Origin of the sequence: Holdemania sp. 1001302B_160321_E10 (genome assembly GCF_015552275.1) — a bacterium.
Classification (GTDB): Bacteria; Bacillota_I; Bacilli_A; order Erysipelotrichales; family Erysipelotrichaceae; genus Holdemania.
In genome coordinates this window covers 51,219-68,327 of sequence record NZ_JADNEM010000019.1, presented here as the reverse complement: position 1 = coordinate 68,327, position 17,109 = coordinate 51,219, and the positions used below count along the sequence as shown (strand labels likewise).

The following is a 17,109-nucleotide window of genomic DNA, read 5'->3' as shown; positions in this document are numbered from 1 at the left end:
TTCCGTTTTCGCGGCGCTTAAATTATGATATGATAAAGGACAGAATTCGGAGGTGAGAGCGCATGCGGATCGCGAAAGTTTGGATTGAACATCCGGTTTTACAGCTCGATCAGGTGTTTTCTTATGACGCGCTGCAGCTGCCGGCTGAAAAGGGCAAGCGGGTGAGTGTCGATTTCAACGGCCGTCAGATCGTCGGGTTTGTCGATGCGGTGACGGAGGTGGACGACGGTCAGCCGGAGACTCAGGTCAACGGGCGTCCTTTGAAGCCGCTTTTGTCCGTGCTCGATGAGAACGCGCTGATCACGCCGGAATTGTTTGAGCTGGCTAAATGGATGGCGGAGGATACGCTTTCCCCGGTGATTTCCTGTTTTCAGGCGATGCTGCCGAGCAAGCTCAAGCCGAAAAGTTCGAATCAGAAAATTAAAATGGAACAGATTGCCGTGTACGTGGGTGAGCATCCGCTCTTAACGCCCCGGCAGAAGGAAGTGCTGGGCTGGCTGCGGACGGAAGGCCCGACAGTTTTGGCGCAATGGCGCAAACAGTCGCCGGCGATCACCCGCACGCTGGAAAAGCTGGGCTGCGTCCGGCTGGACAGCCGGACGGTAAAAGCGCGGGAAGAACAGGCCGGTCAGGCGGAAGCCTTTCTGCCGCTGAACGCGGATCAGAAGCGGGTCGTGCAGGAAATTCAAACGAGCATTCAAGACGTGATCCTGCTTCATGGGGTGACTGGCAGCGGAAAGACGGAGGTCTATCTGCATCTGGCTCGTCAGGTGCTCGACGCGGGCAAACAGGTGTTAATTCTAGTGCCGGAAATCTCGCTGACCCCGCAGATGGTAGCGCGCGTCAAAGGCCGTTTCCAGAACGATGTGGCGATTTATCACTCCGCGCTGAACAATCAACAGAAATACGAACAATACTGCCGGGTATTTGAAAAGCAGGCTTCGATTGTCGTCGGTACCCGCTCGGCGGTGTTTATGCCATTTGACCATCTCGGCCTGATCATTTTGGACGAGGAGCACGATTCCAGCTATAAGCAGGATTCCCTGCCGCAGTACCATTGCCGCGATATCGCCATTCACCGCGCACGTCATTTCGGATGCAAGGTGATCCTGGGCAGCGCGACGCCGTCGCTGGAATCCTACGCCCGGGCGCTAAAAGGGGTGTACGGTCTGGCTGAGCTGAAAGAACGGGTCAACCGTCAGCTGCCAGTCTGCACAGTGGTCAATATGAAGAACCAGAACCGCGCGCAGTCGGGAATCCTGAGCGACGTGCTGCGCCAGAAAATTGCGGACCGGATCAAGCGTGGCGAGCAGGCGATCCTGTTATTGAACCGGCGTGGATACAGTCCGCTGATCAAATGCGGCCAGTGCGGCGAAACCCTGCAGTGCCCGCATTGCGACGTGGCCCTTTCCTATCATAAATCAATTCAGAAGATGAAGTGTCATCTGTGCGGCTCGGAGTTCCCGCTGGTTACGGTCTGTCCGAAATGCGGATCGCGGACGTTTGCGGCGCCGGGCTACGGCACGCAGAAGCTGGAGGAAGAAGTCACGCGGCTGTTTCCGCAGGCCCGTGTGCTGCGCATGGACGCCGATACGACATCGCGCAAGGAAGCGCATCAGAAGCTGCTTGAACAATTCGGCCGGCATGAAGCGGATATCCTGGTCGGCACGCAGATGATCGCCAAGGGTCTGGACTTTCCGCAGGTCACGCTGGTCGGTATCCTTAACGCCGACGCCGGTACGGCCCGGCCGGACTTTCGCAGCGTGGAGATGACGTTCGATTTGATCATGCAGGCGGCCGGGCGCAGCGGCCGTTCCCAGACGCCCGGGGAGGTTGTCATCCAGGCGTTTGACCCGAACCATTTCGCGGTTGTCGCCGGCAGCCGGCAGGATTATCAAAGCTTTTTCTATCAGGAGATGCAGTACCGGCATTTAGGCGGCTATCCGCCGTATACCTACCTGATCGCGCTGACCTTTTCCGACATCCGGCCGGACCGTCCGAAGCAATCGGCGCAGGTCGTGGCGCAGGCGCTGCGGCAATCCAGTCTGTTTAAGGTGCTGGGGCCGAGCGATCTGTTTAAGCTGCAGGATCGCTACCGCAGCCGTCTGGTGCTGAAAGGCAAGGATCTGGATCAGATGAAGACCGCGCTGGCGCAGGTTCTCCAGGAATACCGCAGGCAGCGCTCTCAGGCCCATTTAAGCATCGACGTCAATCCGCTGATTCTCGAGTAGCGGATTTCATTCATTCCGTTTCCTCTTTAGAGAACCGCCCGCTCTGTCTCAGCCGGCGGTTTCGCAGGAAGATCAAGCATAAACAAGCAAAGGAGCAGGCTGATGAACACAACAAGAAAAAGAGCGTGGCAGGGGCTGAACGCGATCCTCAACGAAGGCCAGTATGCCAATCTGTGGCTGCGCCAGCACGGCCAGACGCTCAGTGAGGAAGAAAAACGCTGGGTGACCGCCGTGATCTACGGCGTGCTGCGCCATCGTGAACCGCTGCGCTGGCAATGGCGGGATTTAGTGCGCAACGTGCCCGAACCCAGCGTCGCGGTCTTGCTCGACATGAGCGTGTACCAGCTTTTTTATCTCGATAAAGGCGCTGAGTACGCCATCGTCAACGACGCGGTCGAGCTGTGTCCGCGAAGCAAAAAAGGTCTGGTCAACGCCGTTTTGCGCCAGCTGCTGCGGCGCGGACCCAAACCGCTGCCTAAGCCGGAATCCATCGCGGATTTGGCGTTAGTGACCAGTCATCCGCAGTGGCTGCTGCAGCTGTGGAAGGCCCACTATGGCGAAGAAAAAATGCGCCGGATCGCGCTGGCAGACTTGGAAGAAGCGGCGGTCAGCGTGCGGATCAATCCGCTGAAATTAAGCCGGGAAGCGCTGGCGCAGCGGCCGGACTGGGCGCTGGAGCCCAACGGCTGGACGATCCGCACCGCGGGCAATCCGGTCAGCGATCCCTGGCTGAAGGAAGGAAAAATCGTCATTCAGGACCGTTCCAGCCAACAAGTCGCGCTGATGCTCGATCCCAAACCGCACGACACGGTTTTTGACGCCTGCAGCGCGCCGGGCACCAAGACGACGCAGCTGGCGGCGATGATGAACAACGAAGGCACAATTCTGGCCTGCGATCTGCATGCCCATCGGCTGGCGTTAGTCGAGGAAGCGGCGCAGCGCTGCGGTGCGACGATCATTCAGACCCGGACGCTCGATGCCGCGCAGGCGGACCAGCAGCTGACCGGGCGGCAGTTTGACCGCGTGCTGCTGGACGTGCCGTGCAGCGGATTGGGCGTATTGCGGCATAAGCCGGAAATTCTGCTGCGGCTGACGCCCGCCTCGCTGGACGAGATCGTCGCACTGCAGGCTGCGATCCTGGCTCATTGCGCGCCGCTGTGCAAACCGGGCGGGACGCTGGTTTACAGCACCTGTACGCTCAACCGCAAGGAAAACGACAAGCAGGTCGCCGCGTTTTTGCTTCAGCATCCGGAATTTAAGCTGCTGGCGGAACAAACGATCTTCCCGGACGAAGGCGCGCAGGATGGCTTTTATATCGCGAAAATGACCCGCCGCGATTAAAAATATGATAGAATAAAGGACGGTGATAAAATGAAAACAATTTATGATTACAGTTATTCCGGACTTGAGGAACTCGTCCTCAGCCGGGGATGGAAAAAATACCGGGCCGATCAGATTTTTCAATGGCTGTACCGCAAGCATGCGACGTCCTTCGATCAGATGACCGATTTAAGCAAGGAGATGATCGCGGCGCTGAAGGAACAGTTCTGCATCAATCCGATCCAGCTTGTTGAGAAGCAGGTGTCGCGCGACGGCACAGTCAAGTTTTTGTTTGAGCTGGGCGACGGGGCGTTGGTCGAGTGCGTCTTGATGACCTATAATTACGGCCGCTCCTTATGCGTAACCTCGCAGATCGGCTGCAACATGGGCTGCACGTTCTGCGCCAGCGGTCTGCTGAAAAAACAGCGGGATCTGACCAGCGGCGAAATGGTCGCGCAGGTCATGACTGTGCAGCTGGAGCTGGACAAGGAAGAAGACCGGATTTCGCATGTCGTCGTCATGGGCACGGGCGAACCGTTTGACAATTATGACAACGTGCTGAATTTCTGCAACACGATCAACCATGACAAGGGCCTGGCGATCGGCGCCCGCCACATCACGATTTCGACCAGCGGGCTGATTCCGGGTATCGACCGGTTTGCGGCCGAGCATAAGCAGTACAACCTGGCGATTTCGCTGCACGCCCCAACCGATGAGCTGCGCAGCCGGATCATGCCGGTCAACAAGGCTTATCCGTTAGGCCCGCTCATGGCCTGTCTGCGCCGCTATTCGGTGGAGAACAACCGCCGCCTGACGTTTGAATACATCCTGCTTCAAGGCGTCAACGACACCAACGAGATGGCGGTGAAGCTGGCCGCCCTGATCCGCGGCATGAACGCTTACGTCAATCTGATTCCCTACAATCAAGTCGATGAAAACGGCTATAAGAGTACAGATTACAAATCCGCAATGCGCTTTTACGACGTGCTGATGAAGCAGGGCGTGAAAGCGACGCTGCGCCAGGAGCACGGCAACGACATCGACGCCGCGTGCGGGCAGCTGCGCGCCAAACATGAAAGGATGCGCGGGCAATGAAGTGCTTCGGCGCTACCGATACCGGCTTGGTCCGTGCGAACAATCAGGACAGCTATGTCATCGCCTCCAATGAGGTAGGCGATGTTTTCGCTTTGGTCTGCGACGGCATCGGCGGGGGCAATTCCGGCGACGTGGCGTCCCAGACCGCGATCCAGTATTTCAGCGAGGTGTTCAGCGCGAACAAAGGCTTTAAGGACGAGGAGGAAGCTCTGACCTGGCTGCGCTATCAGATCCGCAAGGCTAACGACACCGTGTTCACGCTTTCGACAACCCGCCGGGAATATCAGGGAATGGGCACAACTCTGGTCGGGGTGCTGCTGATCCCGCAGGGCAGCTACGTGATCAACGTCGGCGACAGCCGCGCCTACGCTTCGTTTCAGGACGGCAGCTTCCGCTGCCTGACGCAGGATCACACGCTGGTTCAGGACATGGTCAATCATGGCGAGCTGAGCGAGGAAGAAATGATGAATCATCCGAAGCGGAATATGCTGACCAACGCCCTGGGCATCTGGTCCAACATCCGCATCGATCTGACGCGGATTGACGATCCGGCGGATACGTTTTTATTATGCTCCGACGGACTGCACGGCTATGTGCCCGACAGTGTGATCGCCAAGGTCATGCTCGACAGCCGCCAGACGCTGCAGGCCAAAAGCAAGCAGCTGATGAATCTGGCGCTGCTGCAGGGCGGCTATGACAACATCACGATCATCCTGATCCAGAAGGAAGCGGGGGATAAGCGATGAACAAAATGATTGCCAAGCGCTATATGGTCGTCAAGCACATCGGCCAGGGTGGAATGGCGGACGTCTATGTCGCTGTCGACACGCTGCTCAACCGGGAGGTCGCGGTAAAGGTGCTGCGCGGGGAATTAAGCAACGATCCCGTCGCGCTGCTGCGGTTTCAGCGGGAAGCCAACGCCTCCACGGCGCTTTCGCATCCCAACATCGTCGACATATATGACGTCGGCGAGGAAAACGGCTACCATTACATCGTGATGGAATACGTCCGCGGCAAGGATCTGAAACAGTTGATCGCCCAGCGCGGCGCCTTGTGTAAGGAAGAAGCCGTGGCGATTATGAAGCAGTTGGTCAGCGCGGTTGCCGAAGCGCACCGCTGCAATATCATTCACCGCGATATCAAGCCGCAGAACGTGCTGATCAAAGACGACGGCACGCTCAAGGTCGTCGACTTCGGCATCGCGCTGGCGCAGGACGCACTGCAGCTGACGCAGTCGGATTCGGTCATGGGGTCGGTTCATTATCTCGCCCCGGAGGTGGCGCGCGGGGAAGCCGCAACGCGCCAGAGCGATATTTATTCCTTGGGCATCGTGTTCTACGAGCTGCTTTCCGGCGAGGTGCCGTTCCATGGCGAACAGGCCGTACAGATCGCGATGAAGCACATGCACGAGGAAATCCCCTCGATCCGCAAGCTCAATCCGCAGTTGCCCCAGGCCGTTGAAAACGTGATCCTGCGGGCGACCGCGAAAAATAAGAATTTCCGCTATCCCAGCTGTGAGGTCATGCTTCAGGATTTAACGACCTGCCTGTCCCCGCAGCGCGCTGACGAGCCGCGCGTCGTGTTCAAAACGCCGAGCGAGGGCAACAAGACGATCGCCATCGACACGACCCGGCGCAAGGAGAGCGGTTCCTCACATCCCTCGGCCAAGCCGAACAAAAAGAAAAAGAAACGGAAGAAGAAAAGCAACGCCTGGGTGGGCTTGCTGATCACCGGGTTAGTCGTTCTGTCAATCGCAGCGGTGGTCTTTATCCTCGCGCTGACCGGCAACTGGGGCGGCAAAAGCCAGCTGGTCGAAGTGCCGCCGTTGATCAACCTGACGGTCGAGCAGGCGGCCTCCACGCTCAGCGACGCCGGGCTGGAGCTGAACCGCGCTGAGATCAGCTACGCGTTAACCGACGACGTGGAGAAAGACCGGATCTATGAAAGCGATCCGGCCGCGGGCACGGCACTGACGAACGGCAGTCTGGTGAAGATCAAGGTATCGCTGGGCCGCTATGTCGTCGTTGAAAATTACGTCGGAATGAAGATCAGCGAGGCTCGCGAAAAGCTGGAGGGTTCCAATATTCGCATTCAGACAAGCCAGGAAGCCAGCGACAGCGCGCCGGGCACGATCCTGCGACAGGAACTGCTCGATCCGCAGACCAGGATCGATCCGCAGAAAACCAATACGATCCGGTTTGTGATCGCCGCGTATCCGACCTTCCAGATCGACTGGTCGATCAAAGGCATGGACGTCTTTGAGGCCCAGTCGCTGTTGGAAAGCCAGGGTGGGGAAGTCATGCTTTCCGTGCTGGATACCAGCGGCATGAGCGAGGAAGAAGCCGCGAATCTGCCGCGGGGCGTCGTGATCAACTGTTCGCCGGGTTTCGGCACGCTGTACGAACAAAATGAAGACAGCTATATTACCTTATATTATTATTAAAGCATCCATCGGAACGATTAGAAAAGGAGCGCTATGATCGGAAGAATAATCAGAATTATTTCCAACCAGTATCTGGTTGCGGACGAGGAAGGCCGCCGCGTGGCGTGCGTGGCGATGGGCAAGGTCCGGCGGCAGGACAAACCGCGCGTGGGCGATTGGGTCGAATATACGGATTTCGGCGATCAGACCGGAATCGAGCGGATTCTTCCGCGGATGAACTCCCTGATCCGTCCGCCGGTTGCCAATGTCGATCAGGCGCTGATCGTCATGTCCGCAAAGGATCCGGATTTTTCCTGCACGCTCGTCGACCGGATTCTGTTTCTGATCGTCAACGCTTCGATCAAGCCGGTGCTGTGCATCACCAAGATGGATTTAGTTCAGCCGGACGACCCGGTTCACGGCTGGATTGAGGATTACCGCCAGAGCGGATATGAAGTTGTGCTGAGCGGACGGGAAGAGCTTGATGAAAATCTGGCCGGGGTGCTGCGGGGCAAGGTGACGGTGCTGACCGGCCAGAGCGGTGTCGGCAAGTCTTCCTTATTGAATAAGCTGAACCCTGAGTTTCAGCTGCAGACTCAGGAGATTTCCAAAGCGCTGGGCCGCGGCAAGCATACGACCCGGCATGTCGAGCTGCACGAGGTGGCCGGCGGCTGGGTGGCCGATACGCCGGGCTTTTCCTCGCTGGATTTCAGCCGCATGACGCCGACCGAGCTGGCGCAGAGCGTCCCGGACTTCGCGCCGTATTTAGGCCGGTGCCGGTTTCGCGACTGCATTCATCAAAACGAACCGGGCTGCGCGATCAAGCAGGCCGTAGAAGACCGGCAGGTCTCCCGGATCCGCTATGCGGACTATTTGGATTGTCTGACCCTGGTGCAGGGCCGAAAGGAGAAATATTGATGACGATCATATCCCCCTCGATTTTATCGCTGGATTTTTCCCAGCTGAATTCCCAGATGGACGCGGTCAACGCTTCCCGCGCCCAGTGGCTGCATTATGATGTGATGGACGGCCATTTTGTGCCGAACCTGACGTTCGGCCCGGACATTCTCAAGGCGTTCCGCAAGCTGACCGACCGCCAGCTGGACGTGCATCTGATGATCAGCGATCCGCGGAAGTACGCGCCGGTCTTTGCCCAGGCGGGAGCGCAGTGGATCACGTTTCACTACGAAGCGATGAACGATGCCCAGGACTGCCGCGCGCTGGCCAAAGAGCTGCGTGCGCTAGGCGTGAAGCCGGGCATTTCGATCAAGCCGCAAACGCCGGTGTCCGTGCTGGAAGCGTTGTGGCAGGATTTCGATCTGGTGTTGGTGATGTCGGTGGAACCGGGCTTCGGCGGGCAGCAGTTTGATCCGTCGGCATTGGATAAAATTACCGTGCTGCGCCAGTGGGCGCAGGCGGCCGGCGCTGATCTGCGGATCGAGGTCGACGGCGGGATCAACGCCGAAACCGGGAAGCTGTGCCGCGAGGCCGGTGCAGATGTGCTGGTTGCCGGCAGCTATATCTTTAAAAACAACATTGTGGAAGCCGTTGATTCGTTATGTTAAAGCCGTGCACGATCGTGCTGGGGCTGGCGCAGGACTGTACGCTGGCTGAAGGGGATCTGATCGGCGCGGACCGCGGGGCGCTGATCTGCGCTCAAGCACACCGGCGAATGGTAATGGCGATCGGCGATTTTGACTCGGTCACTCCGCCGCAAAAGGAACTGATCCGGCAATATGCCGATCAGATGCAGGTGCTGCCGGCGATGAAGGACGAAACTGACGCGCTGTCGGCGCTGCGCTGGGCTACCGGGCAAGGCTATAACTCGATGGTTCTGATCGGCGGGGTCGGCGGAAGACAGGATCATCAGCTGGCTAATCTGCTTCTGGTCATGCATCAGAAGCTGCCGGTCATCCTGCGGGAGAAAAACAACGAATTGTTCTGTCTGGATCCGGGCCGGCATGTGTTTCATCCCGATGCCCGCCGCTTCATTTCCTTTTTCGCGGTGGAGCCGGCGGTGCTGACGTTGGAAGGGTTTCTATATCCGCTCGATCATTATGTGATGGAGCGCGGCGACACGATCGGCATCTCGAATGAAATCGCGGCGGACGAAGCGGTACTGACGCTGGATCAGGGCCGGCTGCTTGTCGTCCGCAGCCGCGACGAAGGCGAATAATCCAATTCTCAGCGAAGGAAAGCCGCACAAACGCATGTTTGAAATAAAATTATCTGAACAGCCTTATTTCCTCAACGGGGAGTAAGGCTTTGTCTTTAAAAGGAGAGATCAGCGTGGATTCTTTAACGATGCAGAATTTAAGCCGGGCGACGATGGAATACCTGATGCAGAATTTATCGGCAGGGATGTCGTTAGTGGAAGTAAGAAGCTTATGCGAGCGGTTTATGCTGGAAAACGGGGCCGATTCATTTTGGTACTATGATGTCGGGGCGTTTGTTTTTTCCGGGGAGGAAACGACAATTTCAATTTCCGGGAAAGACTATACAACCGCGGACCGGCGGATTCATGAAAATGATCTTCTGACCGTAGATCTGAGCCCGCAGTGTCAGCGGATCTGGGGCGATTACGCAAGAACGCTTGTGATCGAAGCTGGGAAGGTGGTCGTTCATCCGGAGGAGATCCGCCATCCGGAATGGAAGCGGGGACTGCGCATGGAAGATCATTTGCATCACGTTTTGACGGAGACGGCAACGGAAGCCATGACGTTTGAGGAGTTATATTTTGTCATGAATGAAGAAATCACAAAGCAAGGCTTTGTGAACCTGGACTATCTGGGAAATCTGGGCCATTCGATCGTTCAGGATAAACAAGATCGGATCTACATTGAAAAAGGGAATGGTATGAAATTGTCGGACGTTAAAATGTTTACCTTTGAACCCCATCTTTGTCTGCCGGGTTCGCTTTATGGCTTTAAGCAGGAAGACATCTATTATTTTGAAAAGGGCAAGCTGAAGCGATTGTAAGGGCAGGCGGGCTGAAGATGCGGTATCCTTTTCCAGCTTGTCAAGATGATCCGACTTAACCGCAGGAATCAAGACCGTGAGTCCGTTGGCGGAATGCCGCCGGTGCGGTATAATGAAAAAAAGGAGTAAAAAATCAAGTCTTCCTTGGCCGGAAAGCTTTGATTTTGAACGTGACGATGAAAACTTGTATTTGTATAGCCGGGATGCCGGCCAGCGGAAAAACCACGGCGGCGCTCCGGCTCAGCGAAAAGCTGGGGATCGCGATGTTGTCCAAGGATGAGATCAAAGAGAAGCTGTTCGACCGGATTGGTTTTCAAAGCCGGCAGGAAAAGGTCCAGCTGGGTTTGGCAGCGATGGAAATTCTTTATTATGCGGCAGAGCGTTGTTTAGCGGCTGGGCAGTCGGTGATTCTGGAGAATAATTTTGAGGATGTTTCCCGGCCGGGCTTGCAGGCGCTGCAGGAGCGGACCGGCTGCCGGATGATCACAATTCTGTTTGATGGGGAAACCCGGGCGGTTTATGAGCGGTTTGTCAAGCGCGATCAATCGCCGACCCGGCACCGCGGTCATGTCGTCAACGACCGGTATCCGGAAGTCGGAGCCCCGGCAAAAGTGAAGACGCTGAGCTTTGATGCTTTTGAACAAAGTATCGCGCAGCGCGGATACCGGCGCTTTTCAATCGGCACGCTGATCCCGGTCGACTGCACGGATCCGGCCCGCATCGACGTGGAAAGACTGGCGCAACAAATCCGGGAGCAGATGGACGCATGATCATGATCGAAGCCGCCGCCGGGTTGGCGGACCGGCTGGCAAAGCTGAAACGCCGGGTGTGGCAGGAAACCTATACAGGAATTTATCCAGCGCAAAAATTTCTGGAGTTTGACGAAGCGCAGCACGCGGAAAAATTCCGGCGGTTGATCGCGGATCCGGCAAATCAGGTTGTGATGCTTCGCGAGGAAGGGGAGGACGCTGGTTATTTTGTGCTGGGAAACCCCCGTCCGGGATGGACCGGGCCGCCGATCAGCGTCAACGCCCTCTATTTGATATCCGATTTTCAACATCGCTGGCTGGGACGGCAGGTCTGGCAGGAAATTGAACGCCGGGTAAAGCAGGCGGGATTCACGGTGTTTGGCTGCCGCTGCAATGAGCACAACGAACGCGCACTGGCGTTTTACTTCCGGCAGGGCGGCGTGATAATTGCGCGGGAAAGCGGGCATGCGGATCGTTCGGAAGATCAGATCTCCCTGCTTTTTCATCTTGAATAAATCTGAAGGATGAAGGATCCGGGCAACTGTCGGTTGCCTTTTTTTTTTGTTGGTTTCTGGACTGGAAATGCCGTTTTGATCGTGCTACACTGGTTTCTGTCGGAAGGAGTGGACGATTGTGAAATTAGCGGAAAATATTCAGCGGCGGCGCAAAGCGGCCGGCTGGACACAAGAACAGCTGGCTCAAAAATGCGCGGTTTCCCGGCAGGCGGTATCAAAGTGGGAGGCCGGACAATCAGTTCCCAGTCTGGATAAACTGCGTCAGTTAGCGAATTGCTTTGGAATTTCAGTCGACGAGCTCGTTCAGGATGACCCTGCCGCTGCGCAGACGGAAACGCTTCAAGCCGGATCGCCTTCACTGGTCGAGCTGGATCAGGCGCGGCAAACCCGGCAGCGCCGCCATGGCTGGACTGCGGCGGCCATCGTATGCCTGATTGTGGCGGCCGGAATTCTTGCGCTTCAGATTGTGACGTACACGATCGTCCGCGCCCGAGGCTGGGAATACATTGCGGACTGGATTTCACCGCTGTTAAATTTAATGTTGGTTCTGGCGTTAACCTTATCCGGCAGTGTTCTGATCCGCACGCCCGGCTGGCGCAAAAGCGGCTTGGGCATCGCGCTGGTGCTGATGGTGGGGTTTGGCTGGCAGCTGCAGCAGGCGATCCAGCAGCGGCCGACGACGATCAGCTTTTCGGCTGACGGCCGTCATCAGGTCGTGATCAAGCAGGATAAAACAACCGGGAAGACCGTGCTTTGCCGCAGCCGTTATGGCCTTTACCGACGTGAAAAAGACACGTTTCCCTACACGGTGGAAGGCGCAATGAAGCTGCAGTGGCTGGCCGAGGATGTCTGTGCGATCACCTATCAAACGATAAACCGGAGCGTCCATCAGATGATCGCGACGTTCGGCGACCGCGGCGATCCGATCAGCTATCACAACATGGCTGCGGCAATTACAGGCGAATGGTCGCTGATGGAAACCAACGCCGCCGGATGGAAAATCGTAGCCGACAGTACGGGAATTCATCTGGAAAACGGAACACTTCAGGAAGATTATGCGTATAGCGACGCGGTGCCGTTTGGGACGCTGGCGCTGGCGTTGTGCCGGGACGGGCTGCCGCAGTGGACGCTGGTGTTAAGCGAGGAGGGGACGCTGAACGAACAGGATCTGTTCATCGACGGTTCGCTGATTCTCTGTCCGGTCGCGATGAACCCGACCGCGCCGCTGAACTTTGTCCGCACCTCGCCCCTGCCGGATGCCGGTTTATTTCAGACCCCGGACCTTCCGGAGGAAGACGAAACGCCGCTGGTTGAAGTGATGCGTCAGACGATCCTTGCGGATCCGACGTTATCGCAGCCGCTGCCCAACGGCGCAATGAAGCTGGACACCGCCAGCACCGATCCGCTCTGGCTGAGTTTGTTGGCTTTGCGCCAGCGGGATGAAGGCTATCGGGTTAACGGCGTCGATATCCGCGTGGAACTGGCTTCTGTACAAGTGCTGGCGGGGACCGATGCCGATCAGCTCGTGGAGGTCAAAACGAACGGATGGGCGGTTTCCCCAGGCAACCAGGGCGCCGGACCCAGCGGCGAAGCGTTTACGATGACCTATAAGCTCCGTTTGATGCGGGCGGAGAACGCCGTGTTGGCAGCGCTGATGCCTTCCCTGGAGGAAGGAATGAGCGGACTGGAGCCCGTGGAGCTGGAACCTGAGTTTCCAACGGAGGCGGAATTATCGCATTATTTTGTCAGCGGTATGTATGATACAACCTATATGTATATTAACCGCCGTTCCCCCGCACAGGCAATGCAGATCCTGCTGGATGAAGCCTTTGCGCAAAAGGAAGCCTCGCTCAGCACCGATGGGCAGCAGGCGCTGCTGGAAAGCGACGGCGGTCAGACGCTGTGGCTGCTTTACGATGGGATCGCGGAAGACCGGCTTCACTATCGTTTCTGGCTTGTCCGCTGCAAAGGACCGGACTGGCTGCATTGCGACGGCCTATGGCAAAGCGAAGGGGAGTACACGATCCCGATCCGGGAAGCGGAAAACGATGCCCAGCCGGAGTAATCGTACAATCTTAAAATAAAGCAAAAGTTGAGTGAAAAACGCCTGGCAGTATCTGGAAAAAAAGACCGCAGACGATCGGAAAAAGAACAATTTTCCTGGGCTGCGGTCCTGTTAAATAATTTTTTTCTAAATACCGAGATTAAAACAATTAGCCTGCTTGCAGCAGCGTCTTCCGGCTTTAACCTGACAGAGACCAGCCAGAGAGAAACTTGAGCCAAGAAAAAAAGGAGCGTGAACTCCTTTTTAATTAACCGTTTTTCTGCTGAGCCTTCAGTGTTTTTAAAGCACGGGCGGAAATACGGATTCGCTGTGGCTTACCATCAACCATCACTTTAACTTTTTGTAAATTAACGTTCCACTTGCGGCGGGATGCGTGCAGGGAATGAGAACGCTTATTTCCTGATAAGGCTTTTTTACCGGATACGGCACATACTCTAGACATTAACCGTAACCCCCCTTTCTGTCTTAATTTCGCTTGTAAACTATAACATGATCATCCAAAAAATGCAAGGCGTTATCCGAAAAAGGTGATAAAGAAAAAGGATTTTTTTACAACGGCGGCTTGGAAATACGAAAAACCGCCAGATTTCTGCCAAAATCGCCAGCGTTCGCAGGAAGCTGACACCATTTTTATCCGGCGTGGAAGGCAAAGCGAATTGTTGGAAAAATTCTTTTGTTGAATAGTGTTTTATGATATAGTATATATGTGTAGCTCAGGGGGTCGAAAAAGGCATGGACAAGCAGATTTTCGCGGCGCTGGAGATAGCGGATCACGAAGTTAGATTGCTGGTAGGCGAGTTCTTCAATACTCGCTTTAATATAATCAAAGTCGAACGGGTTCCTGTGGCAGGCGTTCAGTTTCATCAGCTGACGGAACCCAATGAAATTGTCAAAGCGATCCGGAGGGCGGCGGAAAACGCTTCCCGCATGATCGGTGCACGGATCGAACGGGTTTTGTTATCCATTCCCTCGCGGGATATGATGCGCAAATCGCTGAAGATTACGGTGCCGGTTTCTTCTTTTGACCGCCGGGTAACCGTTCTTGATGTTCGGGAAGCGGTTAAAAACGCCATGAAAACGAAAATTGAGAACGGACTGGCGCTGATCAGCGCGGTGTGCGTGCGGTATACGTGCAATGGGATCTCGACGCGGCGGATGCCGATCGGCGAGCTGTGCGACGAGCTGACGGTGGACGTCGATTTGTTATGCGCGAACCGTAAGATCGCGTTTGAATATGTCAGCTGTGTCGAACAGGCGGGGCTGGAAGTGCTGGATATCAGTCTGGACAGCTTTGCGATCGCGAAGGAAGCGGCGTTGTTCGAGCAGACGATGGATCAGAATTTAATTTTAATCCGGCTGGAAGAACAGACGACGACTCTGTCGCTGTTGTCCAAGGGCAAGCTGGCGAGCTGTGAGATTATCGAACAGGGAATCGATCAGTGGAGCCAGGCGCTGGTGGAACGGTACGAACTGCCGCTGGCGGAAGCCGTCCGCTTGGTCAAATACAACACGCGATTGAATCAGCGTCGTCCGGTGCAGACGCCGATCTATATCTGGTCAAAAAATACAAAAACGTACACGCTTTCCGAAAAGGAACTGTGCGAAGCGATTCGGGAACCGCTGGAATCCTGGATGGAACAGATTGAACAAATGTGCCGTCCGATCCTCAAAGCGGGCAAGACGCAGATTGTGATCGTCGGCGAAGGCGGCGAGCTGCAGGAAATCGCGGAATATGTCCAGGATCATCTGGGAGCGCCGGCGAAGGTGTATTATCCGGAAACCCTGGGTGTGCGCGACAGTGCGTTAACCGGGTGTCTGGGATTGTTCTATGCCTACAAGGATCAGCAGCCGCTGTTAAATACCGATCAGGTCGGCGTGAACGCCGCACAGTTTGAAAAAGCGGTGACGATCGGCGGGTTGAAGAAAGAAAAAACCAGCGTTGACGATTCGATTACAAAACGATTAAAAGACATGCTTTTTGAAGCCAAACAGAAATAGGAAACGAGAGGATGAATGAAGATGGATTTAGAATACAATCAGGTTGCGAAAATTAAAGTCTTCGGCATCGGCGGCGCCGGCTGCAACGCCGTGAACCGCATGGTCGAGGAAGGCGTTCAGGGCGTTGAATTCTATGTCGCCAATACCGACATGCAGGATCTCAACAAGTCTCCGGTAGAAAACAAAATTATACTGGGCCGGGAAACGACCCGCGGCTTAGGCGCCGGCGCGAACCCGGAAATGGGACGCAAGGCGGCCTTGGAAAATGAAGAAGAAATCCGTGAAGCGATGCAGGGTTCCGATATGGTCTTTATCACCGCCGGCATGGGCGGCGGCACCGGCACCGGCGCTTCTCCGCTGTTTGCGAAGATCGCCAAGGAAATGGGCGCGCTGACCGTCGGCATCGTCACCAAGCCGTTCTCCTTTGAAGGACCGCGGCGGATGGCGCAGGCCGAAGCCGGTTTAAGTCAGTTGAGCGAATTCATTGATTCTCTGATCATCGTTTCCAACAACCAGCTGCTTCAGGTCATCGGCCGGATTCCGTTTGTTGAAGCGTTTAAAGAAGCGGATAACGTTTTGCGTCAGGGCGTGCAGACGATCACCGATCTGATCGCGGTTCCTGCCATGATTAACCTCGACTTTGCGGACGTGCGCTCGGTCATGGAAGGTCAGGGCAGCGCGCTGATCGGCATCGGTATTTCCCAAGGCGATAACAAGGCTCAGGAAGCGGCGCAGAAAGCGATTCAGTCGCCGTTATTGGAAGCTCAGATCAACGGCGCCAAGAAGGCGATCGTCAACGTCACCGGCGGCGCGAACATTTCGATTTACGACGCGAACGACGCGGTCGAATACATCCGCGAAGCGGCCGGCAATGACATCGACATCATCTTCGGCGTAGCGATTAACGAGAAGATCGGCGAATCGATCATCGTGACAGTCATCGCCACCGGCTTTGATCTGCCGAAGATCAAGGTGCCTTCCCAGGCGAAACCGTCGGTCAAGGTCGCGAATAAGATCACGGAAGAAATCAAAAAGGAAACGGAAGAAGACGAGGAAGACAACAGCGGTATCCCAAGTTTCTTTCTCTCCCGCAAATAAATGAATGTGAATGAAGACGGAGCTTTGGTTCCGTCTTTTTTCTTGTTCTGGTTGAAAGCGCTTGATCGTGGTAAAATAAGAATAGAAGCAATGCGGAAGGAGGTCCCAGTCATGGATCTGGTTTACCTGGATTCTGATATTCTCGGCGACAGTTATGACGCGCAGCTTTGCCGGAAACGTTTTATTCGTTATGCGCAGGATCATCCGCCGGTATTAATCGCCGTTGCGCGGGTTGGCGAAGCGGAAAGAGAAGTCTGGAACAGCCTGAAACAGGCATGTTCTTTTGTGCGTTATTTTCTTGACGATCAACATCCGTGCGAGCAGCTTGACGGGATGGTGGTTGAGCTTCAGGAGCAGTGTCTGCAATGCGGAAGTTGGCAGATCAAACCGGAACGGGGCGCGGCTGCCTGGATTCAGGCGGAAACCGGCGTCAGCTGGCGCTACATCGTATTGGATATGTTAAGCGATCCGGCGTTTTCCTATTATCACCACATGAAGACGTTTTCCGACCTGCATTCGGCCTATGTCTACATTCGAATTCGAAACGGAATTCATAAAATTTTGAATTAATGATATTTAAATAATTAATAAATATATTAAAAATATTAAAAAGTTCTTGAAATAATTCAAATATAAT

The 17,109-nt window shown here is 55.5% G+C and carries 16 protein-coding genes; 15 read left to right on the top strand and 1 reads right to left on the bottom strand.

What is annotated here, in order from left to right; translation table 11 throughout:
• The first annotated feature begins 62 nt into the window (after positions 1-62).
• From priA to I2D94_RS12185, 12 genes are all read left to right on the top strand, one after another.
• Positions 63-2,231, top strand: a complete 2,169-nt coding sequence (gene priA, locus I2D94_RS12240) for a primosomal protein N' (RefSeq protein WP_195397071.1) — start codon at positions 63-65, stop codon at positions 2,229-2,231.
• Between the two features lie 102 nt (positions 2,232-2,333).
• Positions 2,334-3,572, top strand: coding sequence for a 16S rRNA (cytosine(967)-C(5))-methyltransferase RsmB (rsmB, locus tag I2D94_RS12235; protein WP_195397070.1), 1,239 nt, complete (start codon positions 2,334-2,336; stop codon positions 3,570-3,572).
• Positions 3,573-3,602: 30 nt separating this feature from the next.
• Positions 3,603-4,646, top strand: a complete 1,044-nt coding sequence (gene rlmN / locus I2D94_RS12230) for a 23S rRNA (adenine(2503)-C(2))-methyltransferase RlmN (RefSeq protein WP_195397069.1) — start codon at positions 3,603-3,605, stop codon at positions 4,644-4,646.
• The gene (locus I2D94_RS12225) at positions 4,643-5,392 is read left to right on the top strand and encodes a Stp1/IreP family PP2C-type Ser/Thr phosphatase (protein WP_006058944.1); all 750 of its coding nucleotides are present in this window, start codon (positions 4,643-4,645) and stop codon (positions 5,390-5,392) included. The genes rlmN and I2D94_RS12225 overlap by 4 nt, the downstream gene beginning before the upstream one ends.
• On the top strand, positions 5,389-7,089 hold the full coding sequence (pknB, locus tag I2D94_RS12220; RefSeq protein WP_195397068.1) for a Stk1 family PASTA domain-containing Ser/Thr kinase: 1,701 nt from the start codon (positions 5,389-5,391) through the stop codon (positions 7,087-7,089). The genes I2D94_RS12225 and pknB overlap by 4 nt, the downstream gene beginning before the upstream one ends.
• A gap of 33 nt (positions 7,090-7,122) precedes the next feature.
• A complete protein-coding gene (gene rsgA / locus I2D94_RS12215; RefSeq protein ID WP_195397067.1) occupies positions 7,123-7,986 on the top strand; it encodes a ribosome small subunit-dependent GTPase A in 864 nt (287 codons plus the stop codon).
• The gene (rpe, locus tag I2D94_RS12210) at positions 7,986-8,633 is read left to right on the top strand and encodes a ribulose-phosphate 3-epimerase (RefSeq protein ID WP_006058947.1); all 648 of its coding nucleotides are present in this window, start codon (positions 7,986-7,988) and stop codon (positions 8,631-8,633) included. The genes rsgA and rpe overlap by 1 nt, the downstream gene beginning before the upstream one ends.
• Positions 8,627-9,244 carry a thiamine diphosphokinase gene (locus I2D94_RS12205; protein WP_195397066.1) on the top strand — a complete coding sequence of 206 codons (618 nt, stop codon included), beginning with the start codon at positions 8,627-8,629 and terminating at the stop codon, positions 9,242-9,244. The genes rpe and I2D94_RS12205 overlap by 7 nt, the downstream gene beginning before the upstream one ends.
• A gap of 113 nt (positions 9,245-9,357) precedes the next feature.
• Positions 9,358-10,047 carry a M24 family metallopeptidase gene (locus I2D94_RS12200; protein ID WP_370544620.1) on the top strand — a complete coding sequence of 230 codons (690 nt, stop codon included), beginning with the start codon at positions 9,358-9,360 and terminating at the stop codon, positions 10,045-10,047.
• A 176-nt stretch (positions 10,048-10,223) separates the two neighbouring features.
• Positions 10,224-10,817 (top strand): AAA family ATPase, encoded by a 594-nt coding sequence (locus I2D94_RS12195; protein ID WP_195397065.1) that lies wholly within the window; start codon positions 10,224-10,226, stop codon positions 10,815-10,817.
• Positions 10,814-11,311, top strand: a complete 498-nt coding sequence (locus I2D94_RS12190; protein WP_195397064.1) for a GNAT family N-acetyltransferase — start codon at positions 10,814-10,816, stop codon at positions 11,309-11,311. Before I2D94_RS12195 ends, I2D94_RS12190 begins: the two co-directional genes overlap by 4 nt.
• A gap of 118 nt (positions 11,312-11,429) precedes the next feature.
• Positions 11,430-13,376 (top strand): helix-turn-helix transcriptional regulator, encoded by a 1,947-nt coding sequence (locus I2D94_RS12185; protein WP_195397063.1) that lies wholly within the window; start codon positions 11,430-11,432, stop codon positions 13,374-13,376.
• 247 nt (positions 13,377-13,623) lie between these two features.
• On the opposite strand, the gene rpmB is transcribed toward I2D94_RS12185, so the two are convergent.
• A complete protein-coding gene (gene rpmB, locus I2D94_RS12180) occupies positions 13,624-13,818 on the bottom strand; it encodes a 50S ribosomal protein L28 (RefSeq protein ID WP_006058954.1) in 195 nt (64 codons plus the stop codon).
• Positions 13,819-14,108: 290 nt separating this feature from the next.
• Between rpmB and I2D94_RS12175 the strand changes: the two genes are divergently transcribed.
• The 3 genes from I2D94_RS12175 to I2D94_RS12165 all read left to right on the top strand — a co-directional run bounded on the left by I2D94_RS12175 (position 14,109) and on the right by I2D94_RS12165 (position 17,042).
• A complete protein-coding gene (locus I2D94_RS12175) occupies positions 14,109-15,374 on the top strand; it encodes a hypothetical protein (protein ID WP_072684194.1) in 1,266 nt (421 codons plus the stop codon).
• Positions 15,375-15,395: 21 nt separating this feature from the next.
• Positions 15,396-16,472, top strand: a complete 1,077-nt coding sequence (gene ftsZ / locus I2D94_RS12170; RefSeq protein ID WP_083538534.1) for a cell division protein FtsZ — start codon at positions 15,396-15,398, stop codon at positions 16,470-16,472.
• A gap of 111 nt (positions 16,473-16,583) precedes the next feature.
• Positions 16,584-17,042: a hypothetical protein gene (locus I2D94_RS12165; RefSeq protein WP_195397061.1), complete on the top strand. Its 459-nt coding sequence runs from the start codon at positions 16,584-16,586 to the stop codon at positions 17,040-17,042.
• The last annotated feature ends 67 nt before the right edge of the window (positions 17,043-17,109 follow it).

Bases quoted from the DNA above. Each gene is read 5' to 3' on its own strand.
- pknB (WP_195397068.1), top strand. From the start codon at position 5,389: ATGAACAAAATGATTGCCAAGCGCTATATGGTCGTCAAGCACATCGGC.
- I2D94_RS12195 (WP_195397065.1), top strand. From the start codon at position 10,224: ATGAAAACTTGTATTTGTATAGCCGGGATGCCGGCCAGCGGAAAAACC.
- rpe (WP_006058947.1), top strand. From the start codon at position 7,986: ATGACGATCATATCCCCCTCGATTTTATCGCTGGATTTTTCCCAGCTG.
- rpmB (WP_006058954.1), bottom strand. From the start codon at position 13,818: ATGTCTAGAGTATGTGCCGTATCCGGTAAAAAAGCCTTATCAGGAAAT.
- I2D94_RS12205 (WP_195397066.1), top strand. From the start codon at position 8,627: ATGTTAAAGCCGTGCACGATCGTGCTGGGGCTGGCGCAGGACTGTACG.
- rlmN (WP_195397069.1), top strand. From the start codon at position 3,603: ATGAAAACAATTTATGATTACAGTTATTCCGGACTTGAGGAACTCGTC.
- I2D94_RS12175 (WP_072684194.1), top strand. From the start codon at position 14,109: ATGGACAAGCAGATTTTCGCGGCGCTGGAGATAGCGGATCACGAAGTT.
- I2D94_RS12190 (WP_195397064.1), top strand. From the start codon at position 10,814: ATGATCATGATCGAAGCCGCCGCCGGGTTGGCGGACCGGCTGGCAAAG.
- priA (WP_195397071.1), top strand. From the start codon at position 63: ATGCGGATCGCGAAAGTTTGGATTGAACATCCGGTTTTACAGCTCGAT.
- rsgA (WP_195397067.1), top strand. From the start codon at position 7,123: ATGATCGGAAGAATAATCAGAATTATTTCCAACCAGTATCTGGTTGCG.
- I2D94_RS12165 (WP_195397061.1), top strand. From the start codon at position 16,584: ATGGATCTGGTTTACCTGGATTCTGATATTCTCGGCGACAGTTATGAC.
- ftsZ (WP_083538534.1), top strand. From the start codon at position 15,396: ATGGATTTAGAATACAATCAGGTTGCGAAAATTAAAGTCTTCGGCATC.
- rsmB (WP_195397070.1), top strand. From the start codon at position 2,334: ATGAACACAACAAGAAAAAGAGCGTGGCAGGGGCTGAACGCGATCCTC.
- I2D94_RS12225 (WP_006058944.1), top strand. From the start codon at position 4,643: ATGAAGTGCTTCGGCGCTACCGATACCGGCTTGGTCCGTGCGAACAAT.